Source organism: Rhodococcus sp. OK302, assembly GCF_002245895.1.
Lineage (GTDB): Bacteria > Actinomycetota > Actinomycetes > Mycobacteriales > Mycobacteriaceae > Rhodococcus_F.
Genome location: NZ_NPJZ01000001.1, coordinates 5,866,397 through 5,882,726, shown reverse-complemented (window position 1 = coordinate 5,882,726; position 16,330 = coordinate 5,866,397). Strand labels below are relative to the sequence as shown.

Sequence of the window (16,330 nt, the reverse complement as noted above, 5' to 3'; positions counted from 1 at the left end):
CACGAACAGGGAACTATCGTTCGGACGTCAGCACATCTGGTTCGAGCCATTCGACCCCCAGGAGTTCGGCGAGGCTCCGAAGTCCCGATTGATCGCCACCCTTCAATCCGGTTACCGATTGGAGGTTGCGGAGCATAGTTGTTGCAACGTCCTCTTCTTTGGTTCCGACGCCGAAGGGGATCAGCCACGGGCACGTCTGGTAGTCACGGTGCGACCTACCGAAGGTCTGCTCGGCGGCGATCCCGGAGTACCGGGGTTGATGGAAAATTCCGGTCCGAGGCAGTGGAGACGCGTAGGTGCCGTCCGGTAACGCTTCGTTGGCATGGAGTGAAATCGAAGTCGTGACGTTGAAGACGACAACCGGCGCGTCTCCTCGTTGGAAGCGAAGCCGTTGCTGTTCTTTGTCCGGCACGGCGCCAAAGAGTTTTGCGACGGATATTCCGGCATCCTCGATCATCTCGACGAGCGGATCACCTGCGGTGGAGACGAACTCGACGGCAACTAGTACCTGTTTGCCCGACTTGACCTGAGCCCCCGCCCACTGGGCAGTGGACTCTGCGCGAATCATCCCGGCTTTCTGCCGGTACCGCAGGACGAGCGCACGCCCGCGGGCGATGTTGCGACTCTTGCGGGCCAGACCCATCTCGTAGGCGTATTCGGCCCATTCGGTCTCGTATTCTGCGCGTTGGGCAGGGGTGAGGTCGATCGGCATTCCGTCGAGGGGTACCGGACCCCACGGTGTAGGCCGGTGAATCATCAACGGTGGCTTACTGTTCGACAGCCAACCGCGGACAGTTTCCAGAGCGTGTGCCTGCAGTGCCGGTGACTCTTTGGCTTCCGCGCTCCAGGTCCATTTGCCGTACGACTTGTCCAAGGGAAGGCCCGATTCCAGAAGGCGCGCACCCAAATCTTGCCAATGCTCGGGCGATTCACCATGTACCTGAGCGAAAAGTGGTGCAAGGTAACGCTGATCGGCGGGCGTGTGACCCGGCGTTGCAGTCACGGACAGAACAAACGGGGCCTGATCGTGGGCGTTGGAGAACCGCGCGACCTTCTCGAATGCCGCTGTGCGCTGCGTATCGTTGCTGTACAGCTGAGCTTCGTCTGCAATTACCACGCCGAAGGTGTACTTGGGCCGTCCGTTTCGTGCGATGAGCTTCTTCAATTGGTCCGGGGACATTATCAACCAACGGAATCCACCGTCACCCACGGATGCGATGGAGTAACGCCAGTGCGGGATGGTGATCTGGGCCGGTCGATCAACGAGAACAAGGATGTTTTTCTCACCGCGCTCCTCGGCAATTGTCTTGGCGGACATGATGGCGATCAGGGTCTTGCCCAGACCGGCGTTGTCGGCAAGCAGGAAGCCTCGTCGGCCTGCGCGAGCGGCATCGACCACTGCGGCGGATCCTGAAACCTGCTCGGATCGAGGAGTTTTGGGCGACGCGGTTGGGCGCTCACCCGTCGAGTTGTTGATGTCGTCCTCGACCCACTGCTGGTACGAGAACGGCAGAGCCTTGAATGGTGCAAGCTCCGTGGGTAGTTCACTGCCCATCCAGGCATAGCTCTTCCACTTCTTCACGAACTGCGCGCCCGGCGCTGCCGTTCGAAACGGGACGTCGAGAAGCCAGATCCGTTCCCCCGGACCGGCAGTGGGAGCATCAGGAGTTGGTGTGGTTTTGCGTTTTGCGGTACGAGTACTGGATCGCTTGCGTGGAGGCATCAGGCGCCGGCACCTGCCGTGAGAAACTCTCGCAAGGTCAACGGCGGAACACCGGTAATGTCCTCTACCGCAGTGCTTATCGACGACAGTTCGCCATTCGCGATTGCGGTATATGTCGATACCCAGGCATCAACTTCCCAGTCCGGGGCGTTGTACGACGCACGGGAGGCGTAGGCCTCTTCGATGGTTTCTTCGACGTACGCCGTCGGTGCGCCCGTGACTTCGGTGATGATTGCGGCTACTTCGGTCAATGTGAGGGCTTCACGGCCGGTGAGATCGTACGTCCGGTCCGCATGCGAATCGAGATCTTTCAGAACAGAAACTGCGACGCGGGCGATGTCGGACCGAGATACCGCACCTACCACTCCGTTACCAGCCGGCCCGCGAATAACTCCGTCCGCGCCCGCCAGAGACGGAAGGAAATCGATGTACGCACTATCGCGAAGAAATGTAAAAGCCATTCCGGTTGAGCGAATATATTCTTCGGTTGCCCAATGATCGCGGGCCAGTGTAAATGTGGCGTCCGGAGCCGCGCCGAGGTACGAGGTATAGACAATATGGCGGACACCGGCAGTGGTCGCAGCGTCGATGAAGGTGCGGTGCGCAGTGAGTCGATCGGCACTTTCCGCCGCCGAGACCATGAACAGTGCGTCGATTCCGGTAAGCCCGGATACTGCGGCGCCGAGGTCCCCATACGACGTTTCCACCGCGTCGGCACCGGTGAGTTGGGGGAGGCGGGTCACCGAACGTGCAAGTAGTCGTTGGCTGATGCCTTCCTGCGCCAGTGAACGAGCAACCAGACCGCCGATATGGCCGGTTGCACCGGTTACTGCGATCGAGCGTGCACGAGCAGACCGTGCGGATGACGAACGTGGCTGAGCAGACAGTGGACTACCTCCGGCGCGGATGACTTATCAGGCCGAGCCTACGGGGCCGACTACTTGCAGTTCCGGAAGACTCGACCATTTGCCGTCGCACAGTTTTCGGAAATGGCAAGAAATGGGTGGTTCCAAACCACTAGTACTTTAGGTGGATCTTCGCGAAATAGACAGATTCTGGCGGCATCGTTGTGTTATAGATTTACCAGTAGTGCCGAATAACTAAACGTGTTGACTATCGACTGAATCGGCGGTTTCCCGTTGTGGGATCCCTTTCACTGAGGAGCGTCTGCTGTGCATGGTGGATTACGTTAGCTGCGACTTTTTGCTGCCCCGAAGGAGTCATCGAGTGGGCCGCCGGGTTTGTCGACGGCGGCGAACGGCGCTGAAGATGCAGGTTCCGCAAGGTTGGTTCGAGGAATTCCTCGAGATTTCAGTGAAGTAGATAGGTTAGGGGTGCGTGGATGATTTCTCTCGATACTGTTTACAAGACATATCAGTCGGACAGCGAGCACAGTGTCCGACTGGGCGGTGTCGGATCAGGTGGTGTCGCGGTCCCTGCGGTGGAGCGGGTCTCGTTCAATATTGCGACGGGCCAGCTGGTGGCGATCTATGGCGTCAGTGGATCCGGAAAGACGACCTTGATCAATATGATTGCAGGACTAGATGATCCGGATTCTGGGACCGTGAATGTGGCAGGCGTCGAAGTAACCGCATTGTCGGCCGATCAGCGTGCGGCGTTTCGGCGCGAGAGTGTCGGTGTGGTGTTCCAGGAATACAATCTGATCGCGAATGCGACAGTCGCGGACAATGTCTCGCTGGCGCAGGTAGCTGGAGGTATGCGGCGGTCGGCAGCGAAGCGGGCTGCTGAGGAAGCGCTGCGACGGGTTGGTCTCGATGGATTGGGCGGGCGTTTCCCGCAGCAGCTCTCCAGCGGTCAGAAGCAGCGCGTCGGCGTCGCTCGCGCCCTGCTCGGGGCCCGGAAAGTAATGCTGGTCGACGAACCGACGGGCGCTCTCGATGCCGTGAACTCGCTGGCACTGTTCGCGCTGTTTCGCGAGCTCGCAGACGACGGGATGACGGTGCTCGTCGCTACGCATGACCCAATGGCCAGGGGGTATGCGGATCGTGTGTTCTCGATTGCCGACGGCAAGGTCGTTGAAGAGTTGAGAATTGAAAAATTGAGAATCGAAGAGTTCGAGAAATGACGCGCTCGGTGCCCGAGGGGACCGCAGTTCACCGTCGGTGCTGATAGCCGATCCAGGCGCGTCGGCGATCGGCGAGGGGATCGTTCTCGACATAGCTGGTGCTGTCGAAGATCATGGTCTCGCGGTTCGCCGTGGAGTATTGGGGCCAATCGCTTCCCGGGATACCTTGACGGGCGAAGTGAATCCAATGATTCTGCATAGTTTCGGTGACAGCGTGTAGCGAACGGCGTCCGCCGAAGACGGTGAGGCACTTGATCAATGCATCCGATCGGCCGAAGACTGCAAACAGTTCAGTGGCATGTGTTGCACCGATGCCGAGCAACCGAAGTAGTCGAGGCGCAAAATCGTAGCGGTAACTGTACGTTGGCGCCACAGTGCAATGGCCTTGTGCGCAGAGGATCGCCGGCTCCCAGAATGTAATGTCGCCGCCCAGATCCGCAGCCGCATAACGGTGCGGATACGTTGGATAGGCCGCCAGCGCACGCTCTTTCACGTCCGGTGAAGTGTGAGAAAACATCTTCTCGATCCGTTCCGGATCTGTGGGCAAGATGTTGAGGAAGCGCGGAAAAATCCGTCCCTCGTGGAGATTCGACCCCACCAAAAAGGGGATCGGGTGCGCATTTCCCGCGGCAAATACGTCGAGTGGATGTTGGGGAAGGAAATCGTCGCCCACAACAGGAGCGAACGCGCGCGTTCCCGGTTCTTCGTCGGCGCCGCGGCGAGCCAGTTCCTCGCCGGCGTCAACCAATTCACCCACTGAAGCCGAGCACAGCCAGGACGCCGGATCTGTGGCCGACGCCTGGGCGATCTCGAGAAATTCCTGTGCCCAGCGGTTCGCTCGATCCTTGCCGTATGCCGAAGCGGCGGGGGGACTTTGAGCGATTGCTTGCGCGAACAAACCCGTTGCCGTCGGTGTGGCCATCAGCGTGGTGACGGCATTCGCACCGGATGATTCACCGAACACTGTGACATTGTGCGGGTCGCCGCCGAATGCAGCAATGTTTCGCTGCACCCATTCCAGCGCAGACACTTGATCTCGGAGACCCAGGTTCGATTCGAATAATCGCTTGTCGGTGGATAACTCACTGAAGTCGAGGTACCCCAGGGCTCCGAGGCGATACTGAATGGAAACGTAGACGATGTTGCCGCGCTCCACCAAGGATGTGCCGTGGTACATCGGCGTCGACGGGTTGCCTCCGTTGTACGCGCCTCCGTGAATAAACACCATGACCGGACGCGGTTCATCGGAAGTCTGGCTGGGCGCAAGAACATTGAGAAGTAAGCAGTTCTCGTCGAGATTACCCTTGCTCTGTGGTGCGGGCGAACCGAATTCGGCAGCCGAGCGGATACCCTGCCAGGGCTCTACGGGTTGCGGCGCTCGAAACCGCAGTGGGCCGACGGGCGGTGCGGCGTACGGAATCGCCCGCCACGTCCTGAGATTACCGGCTCGCCGTTCGAGTAGACGACCGCGGATTTTCCCGGAATCGACAACTACTTCAAGGTGGTCCATCACTCGTCGACCGTCACGAGAGAACTTGGCTCGGTTGGTAGTTGCGGTAGCCCGCGTAACCGGACCAGGCAAGACGTTGCTCGCGTCGCGGATCGTTTTCGACGTGGGTGATCTCGTCGAAGATCAAGGTGCGGCGCGCGCTGTCGTCGTAGCGGGGCCACGAACTACGCGGAGCGCCGTGCTTCGCAAAATGGAGCCAATGTTCCTGAACCGCATCGGTGACGACGCGGAGTCCGCGCCGGCCACCGGGCAGAGTGAGTGCTCGGCCGATCGAGGTGTTTCCGATACCGAAGACTGCAAACATCTCGAAACCATGTGTCGCGTCGAGTCCGAGCCAGCGCATCAACGGTGGGGCAAAGTCGAATCGGTACGCATACGTCGGTGCACTCTGGGCGTGCGCTTGCATCAACTCCACTGACGGATGCCAGAATGTCACGTCGCCGCCGACATCGATCGCAGAGTCCTCGGCTGGATACTCCGGATACGTTGCAAGGATGCGCTTTCCGGCTTCGGGATCGGTGAGCGTGAACATTTTCTCGATGCGCGGCGGAGAAGTGGGCAGTGCGTCGAGCACCTTGGGAAAGAGCGTGCCCTCGCGTTTGTTGGTTCCGATGATCAGTGGCACCTGATGGGCCAACCCACGAGCAAACGCGTCGACGGGTGAGACGGGGAGGAAGTCACCGTCGACGCTGGGGCCGAACGGATGCAGTCCCGGTGTGGCGGAAAGAACTTCAGTGCCCAGGACGGATCCGATACGGCTCAACTGCCGAGCGGAGGTCAGGCGCAGAGCCTGGGACGGAGGGGCATCGGAACTGAGGAGCTCGATGAATCTTTTTGCCCAGATGCGTGAGAGTTCTTGGTTTACCACCAGATCCGGAGCCGGACTCTCGGCAATCGCGCCGGCAAACAGTCCCTGTGCCGCGGGTGTCGCCAACAGCGTGGTGACTGCGGTGCCGCCGGCTGACTCACCGAACACTGTCACTCGATCAGGGTCGCCGCCGAATGCAGCAATGTTGCGCTGCACCCATTCCAATGCGGCTACTTGGTCTCGAAGTGCGAGATTGGAATCGAAAGGATGTTCCGGGGTGGAGAATTCGGAAAAGTCCAGGAATCCCAACGCGCCCAGGCGGTAGTTGATCGACACGTAGATGATGTTGCCTCGCGTGACGAGCGAACGTCCGGAATAGAGTCCCGTCGCGGATGTTCCGATGGTGTTGGCGCCTCCGTGAATGAAGACCATCACCGGAAGTGGTTCGACGGCAGCCTGCTCGGGCGCAAGAACATTGAGGGTGAGGCAATCTTCGCTACTGGGTTGGTACTTGCCCGGGGCCAATGCAAGGCCCTTCTTGCTCTGCACCGACGCGTCGCCGAATGCCGTCGCCGCCCGTTCGCCTTTCCATGGCAGTACCGGCTGGGGTGCTCGCAGACGCAATGCCCCGACCGGGGGACGGGCGTAGGGAATACCTCTCCATGCACGGAGTTTGCCGACACGTAGACCGCGCAAAATTCCGTCGGCCGTGGTCACGAGTACTTCTGAGTTGATCCGTGCGTCTGCCGCCATAGCCGCGACTATACGTAACTACGTCATCGTCGCGCCTCCAACAATCGCAGCCAGACCTCGCTGACGGTCGGATACGACGGGACCGCATGCCACAGCATTTCGAGTGGGACTGCCGCAACCACAGCGATTGTCGCGGCGTGCAGCAACTCCGACACTTCGGGTCCGACAAACGTGGCACCGACGATGATGTCCTCGAGTTTGTCGATCACCAGTTTCGCGCGGCCCTCGTAGCCGTCCCGGAGGAGTGACGACCCGGCGACGGCAATCGGAATTTCCACGACTTCGACGTCCAGACCGGCCTTGCGCGCTTGCACTTCCGTCCGTCCTACCCACGCAACTTCGGGTGAGGTGAACACGACTTGAGGAACTCGGCCGTTGTCTGCTGACGCGGTGCACCGTAGGGCTACCAGCGGACTACCCGTCGCGCGGGCCGCGATGACGTCGCCGCACACCCTCGCCTGGTACTTGCCCATGTGGGTCAGGGGGGAGCGGCCGTTGATATCGCCGACCGCATACAGCCATTCACCCTGCGCGCACAGATGATCGTCGGTCGGCACGTACTTACCGTCCTCTAATCCGACGGTCGAGAGGCCCAGGTGAGCCGACGTCGGAACGCGTCCGGCGGCAACGATCACCTCGTCTACTTCGATCACGCCGGACGACGTGTCGAGAGTGACCGGACCGCCGTGAATATTTCCTTCACCGGTGTCCTGGGCATCGGGCCGGGACACGGAATTGACGGTGGTACCGAAGCGAATGTCGGCGCCGCGGCTGGTCAGATGACGGGCCACCATCTCACCGGCAAACGGTTCGGCAGACTTCAACACCGCGTTGCCGCGAACCAGCAGAGTCACTTCGGCGCCGAACGACAACATCCACGTCGCACATTCCGTCGCGACGACGCCGCCGCCGATGACAGCAACACGCCGCGGAACCTCATGGAGGTTGGTGGCATCGCGAGACGTCCAGGGGAGCGCCGCCCGCAGCCCCGGGGTGTCCGGCACCGACGCAGCGGTTCCCGTGGCCAGTACGACGGCTTGGCGGGCTAGAAGTGTTCGGGTGCCGTCGACCACGACGGTTTTCTCGCCGTCGAGTGCACCGTGGCCTCGGATCACGGTGATGCCCGTCGACTTTGCCCACTCCACCTGCGAAGAATCGTCGTGATTGTGCGTGATGGAGTCGCGTCGGGCCAAGGTCGCACTGATCGAGGGAGCCGCGCTACCGGGCGGTTCGATCGCCATCCCGGGCAGGCCACTCACGGCGTCGCGCACCTGCTCCGGCCGGAGCAGCGCTTTACTCGGCATACAGGCCCAGTACGAGCATTCACCGCCGACAAGTTCATGCTCCACGATTGCTGCCGTGCGGGTGCTACCGGCGATGGCATAGGCCGCGGCATTTTCGCCGGCTGGTCCGCCACCGATGACTATGACATCGAATTCGTCGGTCATTGTTCAACGGTAGGCCGAAACGGGTGCAGTTCGCTGGGTAACAGCCCGGTGGAAGCTCGCCTTGGTGGCTACAGTTGCGTCCATGACACGGCAGAGAATTCTGATCACCGGCGCAAGTTCAGGTCTGGGTGAAGGGATGGCCCGAAGATTTGCCGCCCAAGGTCGCGATCTGGCGTTGTGTGCGCGGAGGACAGACCGTCTCGACGCCTTGCGCGAGGAATTGGTGGCGCACAATCCCGCCATCACGGTAGCCGTCCGGGGTCTGGACGTGACCGAACACGATTCCGTTGTACGAGTATTCGGTGAACTCCGTGACGAACTCGGCGGACTCGACCGTGTCATCGTGAATGCCGGAGTCGGTAAGGGCGCCAAGATCGGCACCGGCAAGGCCTACGCGAATCTGGCGACGGCGCAGACGAACTTCGTCGGAGCGCTGTCACAGTGTGAAGCCGCCCTCGAAATCTTCCGTGAACAGAACGCCGGCCACCTTGTGCTGGTGTCGTCGATCAGTGCAGATCGAGGATTGCCGGGCAGCAAAGCCACGTATTCCGCAAGCAAAGCCGGAGTTGCGGCACTCGGAGAGGCATTGAGTATTGAGTTGGCGCGCACACCGATTCGAGTGACAACGCTTCTTCCCGGCTACATCAAGACCGACATGTCCGCCGGTGCCGGTGACGATTCTTCTTTGATGGCGGACCTCGACGAGGGTGTCGACGCGATGGTGGGTGCCATCGAAAAGGAGTCCACCAGAGCGGCTTTGCCGGGCATCAAATGGCAAGGTATCGATGCCGCGCTCCGCTTTCTGCCCAACTCCGTGACAGCGAGGTTTGTCTGATGAGCATGTACATCTCGAACGGCAAACCCCGAGTTGTCATCGTAGGTGGGGGATTCGGCGGACTGTACGCCGCGAAGCGCCTCAAGAAGGCCGACGTCGAGGTCATTCTGATCGATCGCGGAACAAGCCACGTTTTTCAGCCACTGCTCTACCAGTGCGCTACCGGACTGTTGTCCGAAGGACAGATCGCCAGCCCACTCCGACATCTGTTGGAAGATCAGAAGAACACGAATGTAGTTCTGGGCGAAGCGAAATCGGTGGATGCTGAAGTCAAGGTGCTGACAGCAAGCCGCTTCGACGGCTCCACCTTCGACCTCTCCTACGACTACCTGATCGTCGCGGCCGGCATGCGGCAGTCGTACCACGGGCAGGAAGACTTCATCAAGTGGGCGCCGGGAATGAAGACCCTTGACGACGCGCTGGCAATCCGCCGCAGTCTGGTTGCCGCGTTCGAGATGGCGGAATCGCTGCCCACCGCCGAGGAACGACGGCCCTGGTTGACCTTCGCTGTGGCCGGCGGCGGACCCACCGGAGTCGAGATAGCTGGACAGATCCGCGAATTGGCGATGCATGCGCTCACCAACGAGTTTCGTGCTATCGATCCGGAGGAAGCGCGCGTGCTGCTCTTTCACGGCGACGACCGAGTATTGCCGTCGTTCAGCCGATCACTGTCCGCAGCGGCCGGACGCACCCTCGAGAAGATCGGCGTCGAAACGCATCTCGGCGTGCATGTGACCGACGTATCCGAAACCGAGGTGGAGACCACCGACAAGAAGACAAAAGAGAAGCAGCGGTACGAGACTCGAACAATCCTGTGGACTGCCGGCGTCGAGGCAGTCCCGTTTGTGGAAGCACTGGCGGGCGCACTCGGAGTCAAGCAGGTCGGGGGCGGCCGCATCGAAGTCGGCCGCGACCTGACAGTGCCCGGACACCCCGATGTGTGGGTGGTGGGCGACATCATGTCCCTCGACAAACTGCCGGGCGTCGCAGAAGTCGCGATGCAAGGCGGGCGGTACGCCGGGAATCAAATTGCGGCGATCGTCGAAAACGGCGTACCCAACGGGAAGCACTTCAAATACCGTGATCTCGGTACGGCCGCCTACATTTCGCGTCGACACGCACTACTGCAGGCCGGTCCGATTCGGATGTCAGGCTTCCTCGGCTGGGTGTCGTGGGGAGTCATCCACATCGCGTTTCTGGCAGGATTCCGCAACCGCGTCAGCACGGCACTCAACTGGGGAGTCACCCTGGCGTCGAAAACTCGCCGGGAACGAGCGATAACCTACGGCGACCCGGAAACCGCACGGCAGCCGTACAACTGAGCTCCTACTCCGTAGCGAACACCGGATTTCCGGACACGTCGATCATGAACCACAGGCTGCCGACGCCTTGCCCCAACATGTCGCCGGGGACCTGGTCGTCCAAGTATCGATAGACCGGCTTACCGTTCACGGTCACCTGGAAGGATCCGTCCGGACCGGGCACGGTGCCAATTGCGGCGTCGATGCCCTGTACCACCGGCGAATCGGTGGTAGACGTGACCGCCGGCCAGTGCCGGAGGCAGTTCTCGTCGCACGAACTCGAGGTTGAGTTCTCCTTGTCCGGGTTGTAGGTGTAGACGGTCATGCCTTCACCGTCAACGGCAATCGTTCCCAGCGGAGAACTGGCAGTTTTCAGCAACACAGCACCGGCTGCAGCAGGAGGGGACAGCGACGTCGATATCTCGGTGACGTTATCTGCATCAGTGCCGGAATCGGTGGCGTCGTACGAACAACCGGACACGGCAAGTGCGGCACTGGCGACAATCGCGAACAACCACTGTCTGCGCATGATCGCTCCATTTCACGGGTGGGCGGTGCTAGCAGTGGGGGATACCCGACGCAGCCGATTCGGAAACCCTGCCGAACGTCGTCGACAATAGCTCTGTTACAGAGGTATTGTGATATATGGATGTAGAAGATGAAGTACCTCATCGTTTATCCGATGACGTACTCGAAACGCTCGGCCAGTTGCGGCGCGGCACACGAAAAGCGTCGGGGCGCCCGTTTGCCGAGCATCCATTGGGCGGCGCCCAGATCGAACTTGTGCGGTTGCTGAGAAGGAATCCCGGACTCTCGGTGGCCGAGGCAGCCACCAAGCTCGGTGTCGCCGCGAATACGGTGTCCACGTTGGTTCGTCAGCTTGCCGACGACGGTGTGATCGAGCGGGTCGTTGACGGTGCGGACCGGCGCGTGGCGAGGCTTGCGTTGTCGAATGAAGCCCGTGAACAGGTTGAATACTGGCGAGATCGGCGCAGCGCAGTAGTGGGACAGGCGTTGTCGAGTTTGAGCGCCGAGGATCAAGTGCACATCGAAGCTGCCCTGCCGGCGCTGACTCGGCTCGCAGTTGCGCTGGCCAAGGCCGGCGCCGAAACCGAGGAGGCCTGACATGGCTGAACACTGGTGGAATCGCCGAGGTATCGCGGAAGCGCCGGCTCCGAACGTGCCTGCGGTTGAGGTCGCAAGTCTCTCGTACAGATTCGGTTCCAGCCGTGCGGGCGGCAACCTGGCGGTGGACAACTTGAGTTTGACCATCGAGCCGGGCGAATGTTTCGGTCTTCTCGGGCCGAACGGAGCGGGAAAGACGACTACGATTCGACTTCTCAACACCCTGCTTCCCTTGCAGGGCGGTGATATCCGCATCCTGGGAAAGTCTGTACGGACAGACGCGATGAACATCAGACGTCATCTTGGCTATGTACCGCAACAACTTTCGATCGAGAGTGCATTGACGGCCCGGGAGAACGTCACGTGGTTTGCTCGACTGTACGACGTGCCGAGATCCGAGCGGCGTGAGCGCGTGGATCAAGCTCTGGAGATGGTGGATCTGCTCGACTCCGCAGACCGAGTCGCCGCCGGCTTCTCCGGCGGAATGGTCCGGCGATTGGAATTGGCGCAGGCGCTGGTCAATCGGTCTGCGCTGCTGGTCTTGGACGAGCCCACGGTAGGGCTGGACCCCATCGCGCGTGAATCCGTGTGGCGCAGAGTATCCGACATGCAACAGCAATACGGAATGACGGTTCTACTGACTACGCACTACATGGAGGAAGCCGACGAGTTGTGTGATCGTGTTGCTCTGATGCACCACGGTGAACTGAGGGCAGTCGGAAGTCCGAGCGAACTGGCCGCGTCACTCGGCCCTGACGCCACCCTCGAAGACGTCTTTCGTCACGTTGCCGGAGACAACCTCACCGGCCGGGAGTCAGGAGGTCTCCGCGATGTCCGCAGCACCCGTCGCACAGCGCGCCGCTTGGGCTGACCCGAGCGTCAACGGATTCGCCCGATTGATGTCGCGGATCTACACTTTTTGTCTCGTCGAAGTGCAGAAATTGCGTCACGATCGATCCGAGTTGGTCACGCGCGCAATCCAACCGATCCTTTGGCTTGTCATTTTCGGGCAGACGTTCAGCCATATCCGAGCGATACCCACCGGCGATGTACCGTATCTGGACTTCTTGGCTCCCGGTATCATCGCGCAGTCGGCGCTCTTCGTCGCGATCTTCTACGGCATTCAGATCATCTGGGAGCGCGACGCCGGCGTCCTCACGAAACTCATGGTCACTCCGACACCACGGGCAGCGCTCGTCACCGGAAAAGCATTTGCCGCCGGGATTCGCGCCGTCGCCCAAGCCGTAGTTGTCGTGATCGTCGCAGCGCTACTCGGCGTGAGTATGACGTGGAACCCGATCAAGCTCCTCGGCGTCGTCGTGGTTGTCGTACTGGGCGCAGCCTTCTTCGCCTGCCTGTCTGTTGCGATCGCCGGCATCGTCCTCAAACGAGATCGACTGATGGGCATCGGACAAGCCATCACCATGCCGTTGTTCTTCGCGTCGAACGCACTGTATCCGGTGGAACTGATGCCGGGATGGGTGCAGTGGCTCAGTCGAATCAATCCACTGAGCTACGAGGTATCGGCGTTGCGAGGCTTGATGATCGGGATGCCTACCAACTACATCGTCGACTTCGCGGTACTGATCGGAGCGTCGCTGGCAGGAATCGTCACGGCTTCGGCACTGTTGGGCCGGCTCACGCGTTGAGTGTGGGATTCACTTCGCGTGAGACGGGCGCTGTGTACGTGATGCAGTCCGGCGGCACCGACGGCAGACCCTCGGAGGATCGGAGCCTTTCGGCAATCGAGGACAGCAGACTCTGCGATTCGGGCGAGAGATCCACGGCTTTACGTGTCAGGGAACGCAATTCGGGGTCGATGAACTCTTCGGCGACCGAACGGTCTTCTTCCGGAATGAGTTCGGGATCCTGGCGCGGAGTCGGGCTGAAGAAGTACTCGGCCTGGACGTTGAAGTACTCGGCGAGCGCCAATACGACCTGCTCCGACGGATTGGTCCGAACACCACTGCGCAGTTGTGAAAGGTACGGCGTCGAGATGCGACATCCCCGCTGTGAAAGCGCCTCTACAACTTGAGCATTGGTCAATCGGGGAGGCGTGTCTGGGTACAGGGCATTGAGTCGCCCTTGGAACGAATCTGCCACGGTTCCTCCCGTTTCCACAGTTCATCCCTTCGTTCGTGACCATGCATCGATATCTGCGCCGTGGTCGTGCGGCGGCAGGTTTCATATAGTAGACGACCGAAAATCGGACACTAGTACCGAGAGTGCTTTCACCTGGGGATATTTGGTGGCACAGGAAATGAAAGTGTTTGTTAACTATGTGATTTACGCCGCGAACTGACCGTTCGTTATTTGCCGCGTGTCATTTGTTCTGCATATCTGACTTTATGGTCAATTACTCTGCTGTGCAGTGTGTTCGGTCGCTGAATTGACGGAACCTTTCCGAGCGAACGTACCTTTCGGCGCATCCAAGGCGACGAAAGGTACGTTCGCTCGGAGAGGAATGGGTACGGGCGTACAGGTACCGCAGTTCTGCCGATATCTGTTTACCAGACGCGGGCAGTGATTCCGAAAGTGGCGAGGGATTGTAAGGCTTGCTCGCGCAGTGCGCTACCGTCGACAGCTTCGAAACTTACCAGGGACAGCGTGTACGTGGTGCCGATTCGGCAAAGGTATCCGGAGATTCGGGTGGATGTGCTGTTCAGTTGGGCTGGCGTCGCTCCGGGATGAACTGCTCGAAGAGCTAATCCGCTGGTGGGATGTCCATCGAACGCGCTGATGTCGACCGTTCCGATGTTGGAACACAAGGCATCTCGCTGCCCGGGACCGTCGGCCAGGCGGTGAGCGAGACGATCCGGAACGACCTGTAGAAGTTCGGCCGGGAAACCCGCGGGGCTGGACATCGGGGGAGACGTGAAGGCTTCTCGGCACAGCCTGCGGATCTCAGCGAGAGTAGTGAGGGGAGTGAGCGGGACGGCGACCATGGCGACCGCATTGTCGACCGACGTCATCGTGACATCCGGGCCCTTCGCGATTCTGACATTCATGGGAACACTGAGTATTACTGTGCCGGTTTCATTCTCGCGCCGAGCCAGGTGGCCTACACACGCCAGGAACAAGCTGTTGGGGGTGCCGCCGGCCGTGCTTGCGGCCTCGTCCCATTGTGCTGCGTCAACCTCCACAACTGCGCTACTCATCCGGTGACGATCCAGACCACGAGCGGAGGCAGGCGATGCACTTAATCCGTGAAGTTCTGCCCTGCGCGCCGGACTGACGATCAGTCCGAACACAGCTCGGGTTAGTCCTCGCAGAACCCGCGTCGTAGTTGCCACCGCATCAGCACGGTCGGACACCGGGGCCGAATCGGCTGGTGCTGAGCTTGTTCGATTCATCGCGTCGTGCAGGGCGTTGATCAACCCCCGAGCATCGGCGAGGACATGGGAGCACGTCACGGAAACAACAGTTCCGCCGTCGGAATCAAGCGTTGCGGCGACGCACCACCCAGGTCCGCGTTCGGGATCGAGCGTGATCAAGGCTTGGGCATCGGCCCATTCGATCACCTGCTCGATACGAACTGGCTCCGTACGGAAACTGAGCGGGTACCGGCTGGTGTCGACGATGAACTCCGGGCGAGCACCGGGCAACCGTGGACGACGCACTCGCCGACCGAGCGGTCCGGACGCTATCCGATCGCACAACTGCTCGAGCGCATCCACGTCGACGACGCCGTCGGTACGCCAGAGCCCCTGCATCACTATCGGCAGACCGAGGCCACGGTGGGTCCACAGAAACATCTCGTCAATGACACTCAGGCGTGATCCCACCTCCGAAGTGTAGGTGGGAGGGATTGGACCAGCGGGTTCTGGCAGAGGGGTTGCAGTACGGCGCATACTGGTGTTTAACGCAGCAGGGTTTGATGCAGCTGGTTTCGGATACAGCAGTTCGAAGGGCAGGGCTGTCATGGTCAGTGTCGAGAAATGGGCGATGTGGGATTCCGCCGTCGAGGTGGATGTCACCGAAGGCGCTGCGCTGCCCACTGCGCACGCATTGATCGCCGCTGCTATCGAGGACACCGAAGCCGTGTGCGACCTCCGGCGCGGAGATGCCGAAATTCACGCCGTCAATCTTGCTCAAGGCACGCCGGTGAAAGTCACTCGACGTATGTCGGCATTGCTGCGCTCGGCGCTGTGGGCAGCCCGGATGACGGCCGGCGAGGTGAATCCGCTGGCCGATAATTTTTCGGAGGACGAATCAATTCCCCCCGTGCATCCGACGCCCACGTTCGAGGACGTGCAACTGGACGGCGACGTCGTGTACGCGCCGTGGGGTGCCTCCTTCGACATCACTGGAGTTGCGAAGGCGGACACTGTGGATCGGGCGGCACAAACCGTCGCCGCGGAACTGCAATGCGGCGTCGCCGTGCGGATCGGGGACGTGATTGCCACAGCCGGACACGCCCCAGCCGGTGGTTGGCAGATTCCGGTTCCAGGCGGCGAGGAAGTGGAATTGAGCAACGGAACGGCGATGGCAACGGCGCATGCTCCCGACGCGCCCTCGTGGCAGCCGCATGAAGCTCGTCCGTCAACCGAATGGGTTCAAGTGTCGGTGATCGCAGACGATGCGGTGTGGGCATATGCCGCCAGCGAGGCAGCACTCGTACGGGGAATCAGCGCGATCATTTGGGTTGAACAACAAGGGCTTCGGGCTCGGTTGGTGGACCGTTCCGGGCGTATTTACACCACAGAGAACTGGTTCGGGCCAGCCGCAGCGTGACCGCTCA

At 60.7% G+C, this 16,330-nt stretch carries 15 protein-coding genes; 7 read left to right on the top strand and 8 right to left on the bottom strand.

Annotated features, from left to right (window positions below; translation table 11 throughout):
• Positions 1 to 13: 13 nt before the first annotated feature.
• Together BDB13_RS26865 and BDB13_RS26860 are read right to left on the bottom strand one after the other, a co-directional pair.
• Positions 14 to 1,723 carry a DEAD/DEAH box helicase family protein gene (locus BDB13_RS26865; protein WP_094274457.1) on the bottom strand — a complete coding sequence of 570 codons (1,710 nt, stop codon included), beginning with the start codon at positions 1,721 to 1,723 and terminating at the stop codon, positions 14 to 16.
• Entirely contained in the window at positions 1,723 to 2,559 is an 837-nt protein-coding gene (locus BDB13_RS26860; RefSeq protein ID WP_441347248.1) for an SDR family oxidoreductase, read from the bottom strand. The genes BDB13_RS26865 and BDB13_RS26860 overlap by 1 nt, the downstream gene beginning before the upstream one ends.
• 506 nt (positions 2,560 to 3,065) lie before the next feature.
• Between BDB13_RS26860 and BDB13_RS26855 the strand changes: the two genes are divergently transcribed.
• A complete protein-coding gene (locus tag BDB13_RS26855) occupies positions 3,066 to 3,809 on the top strand; it encodes an ABC transporter ATP-binding protein (RefSeq protein WP_094274455.1) in 744 nt (247 codons plus the stop codon).
• 28 nt (positions 3,810 to 3,837) lie between these two features.
• Here the strand turns inward: BDB13_RS26855 and BDB13_RS26850 are convergent, their stop codons facing one another.
• From BDB13_RS26850 to BDB13_RS26840, 3 genes are read right to left on the bottom strand one after another with little or no spacing between them, the layout of a single operon-like run.
• Positions 3,838 to 5,319 (bottom strand): carboxylesterase/lipase family protein, encoded by a 1,482-nt coding sequence (locus tag BDB13_RS26850; RefSeq protein ID WP_176459751.1) that lies wholly within the window; start codon positions 5,317 to 5,319, stop codon positions 3,838 to 3,840.
• A gap of 13 nt (positions 5,320 to 5,332) precedes the next feature.
• Entirely contained in the window at positions 5,333 to 6,880 is a 1,548-nt protein-coding gene (locus tag BDB13_RS26845; protein ID WP_176459675.1) for a carboxylesterase/lipase family protein, read from the bottom strand.
• A 23-nt stretch (positions 6,881 to 6,903) separates the two neighbouring features.
• The gene (locus tag BDB13_RS26840) at positions 6,904 to 8,328 is read right to left on the bottom strand and encodes a dihydrolipoyl dehydrogenase family protein (protein WP_094274453.1); all 1,425 of its coding nucleotides are present in this window, start codon (positions 8,326 to 8,328) and stop codon (positions 6,904 to 6,906) included.
• An 82-nt stretch (positions 8,329 to 8,410) separates the two neighbouring features.
• Between BDB13_RS26840 and BDB13_RS26835 the strand changes: the two genes are divergently transcribed.
• Positions 8,411 to 9,163, top strand: a complete 753-nt coding sequence (locus BDB13_RS26835; RefSeq protein ID WP_094275241.1) for an SDR family oxidoreductase — start codon at positions 8,411 to 8,413, stop codon at positions 9,161 to 9,163.
• The gene (locus BDB13_RS26830) at positions 9,163 to 10,485 is read left to right on the top strand and encodes an NAD(P)/FAD-dependent oxidoreductase (RefSeq protein WP_094274452.1); all 1,323 of its coding nucleotides are present in this window, start codon (positions 9,163 to 9,165) and stop codon (positions 10,483 to 10,485) included. Before BDB13_RS26835 ends, BDB13_RS26830 begins: the two co-directional genes overlap by 1 nt.
• 4 nt (positions 10,486 to 10,489) lie before the next feature.
• On the opposite strand, the gene BDB13_RS26825 is transcribed toward BDB13_RS26830, so the two are convergent.
• Positions 10,490 to 10,993: a COG4315 family predicted lipoprotein gene (locus BDB13_RS26825; RefSeq protein ID WP_094274451.1), complete on the bottom strand. Its 504-nt coding sequence runs from the start codon at positions 10,991 to 10,993 to the stop codon at positions 10,490 to 10,492.
• A 116-nt stretch (positions 10,994 to 11,109) separates the two neighbouring features.
• On the opposite strand from BDB13_RS26825, the gene BDB13_RS26820 reads away from it, so the two are divergent.
• Genes BDB13_RS26820 through BDB13_RS26810 form a run of 3 tightly spaced genes read left to right on the top strand, consistent with a single transcriptional unit; the run spans position 11,110 to position 13,238 of the window.
• The gene (locus tag BDB13_RS26820) at positions 11,110 to 11,589 is read left to right on the top strand and encodes a MarR family winged helix-turn-helix transcriptional regulator (RefSeq protein WP_094274450.1); all 480 of its coding nucleotides are present in this window, start codon (positions 11,110 to 11,112) and stop codon (positions 11,587 to 11,589) included.
• 1 nt (position 11,590) lies between these two features.
• The gene (locus tag BDB13_RS26815; protein ID WP_094274449.1) at positions 11,591 to 12,460 is read left to right on the top strand and encodes an ABC transporter ATP-binding protein; all 870 of its coding nucleotides are present in this window, start codon (positions 11,591 to 11,593) and stop codon (positions 12,458 to 12,460) included.
• Positions 12,420 to 13,238: an ABC transporter permease gene (locus BDB13_RS26810; protein ID WP_094274448.1), complete on the top strand. Its 819-nt coding sequence runs from the start codon at positions 12,420 to 12,422 to the stop codon at positions 13,236 to 13,238. Before BDB13_RS26815 ends, BDB13_RS26810 begins: the two co-directional genes overlap by 41 nt.
• On the opposite strand, the gene BDB13_RS26805 is transcribed toward BDB13_RS26810, so the two are convergent.
• The gene (locus BDB13_RS26805) at positions 13,228 to 13,692 is read right to left on the bottom strand and encodes a helix-turn-helix domain-containing protein (RefSeq protein ID WP_094275240.1); all 465 of its coding nucleotides are present in this window, start codon (positions 13,690 to 13,692) and stop codon (positions 13,228 to 13,230) included. The genes BDB13_RS26810 and BDB13_RS26805 overlap by 11 nt on opposite strands.
• Before the next feature lie 404 nt (positions 13,693 to 14,096).
• Complete coding sequence (locus BDB13_RS26800; protein WP_094274447.1) at positions 14,097 to 15,374, bottom strand: hypothetical protein; 1,278 nt, start codon at positions 15,372 to 15,374, stop codon at positions 14,097 to 14,099.
• 136 nt (positions 15,375 to 15,510) lie between these two features.
• On the opposite strand from BDB13_RS26800, the gene BDB13_RS26795 reads away from it, so the two are divergent.
• Positions 15,511 to 16,323, top strand: coding sequence for an FAD:protein FMN transferase (locus tag BDB13_RS26795; protein ID WP_094274446.1), 813 nt, complete (start codon positions 15,511 to 15,513; stop codon positions 16,321 to 16,323).
• Positions 16,324 to 16,330: the final 7 nt, after the last annotated feature.

Bases quoted from the DNA above. Each gene is read 5' to 3' on its own strand.
- BDB13_RS26825 (WP_094274451.1), bottom strand. From the start codon at position 10,993: ATGCGCAGACAGTGGTTGTTCGCGATTGTCGCCAGTGCCGCACTTGCC.
- BDB13_RS26865 (WP_094274457.1), bottom strand. From the start codon at position 1,723: ATGCCTCCACGCAAGCGATCCAGTACTCGTACCGCAAAACGCAAAACC.
- BDB13_RS26840 (WP_094274453.1), bottom strand. From the start codon at position 8,328: ATGACCGACGAATTCGATGTCATAGTCATCGGTGGCGGACCAGCCGGC.
- BDB13_RS26845 (WP_176459675.1), bottom strand. From the start codon at position 6,880: ATGGCGGCAGACGCACGGATCAACTCAGAAGTACTCGTGACCACGGCC.
- BDB13_RS26795 (WP_094274446.1), top strand. From the start codon at position 15,511: ATGGTCAGTGTCGAGAAATGGGCGATGTGGGATTCCGCCGTCGAGGTG.
- BDB13_RS26835 (WP_094275241.1), top strand. From the start codon at position 8,411: ATGACACGGCAGAGAATTCTGATCACCGGCGCAAGTTCAGGTCTGGGT.
- BDB13_RS26810 (WP_094274448.1), top strand. From the start codon at position 12,420: ATGTCCGCAGCACCCGTCGCACAGCGCGCCGCTTGGGCTGACCCGAGC.
- BDB13_RS26830 (WP_094274452.1), top strand. From the start codon at position 9,163: ATGAGCATGTACATCTCGAACGGCAAACCCCGAGTTGTCATCGTAGGT.
- BDB13_RS26850 (WP_176459751.1), bottom strand. From the start codon at position 5,319: ATGGACCACCTTGAAGTAGTTGTCGATTCCGGGAAAATCCGCGGTCGT.
- BDB13_RS26820 (WP_094274450.1), top strand. From the start codon at position 11,110: ATGGATGTAGAAGATGAAGTACCTCATCGTTTATCCGATGACGTACTC.
- BDB13_RS26815 (WP_094274449.1), top strand. From the start codon at position 11,591: ATGGCTGAACACTGGTGGAATCGCCGAGGTATCGCGGAAGCGCCGGCT.
- BDB13_RS26855 (WP_094274455.1), top strand. From the start codon at position 3,066: ATGATTTCTCTCGATACTGTTTACAAGACATATCAGTCGGACAGCGAG.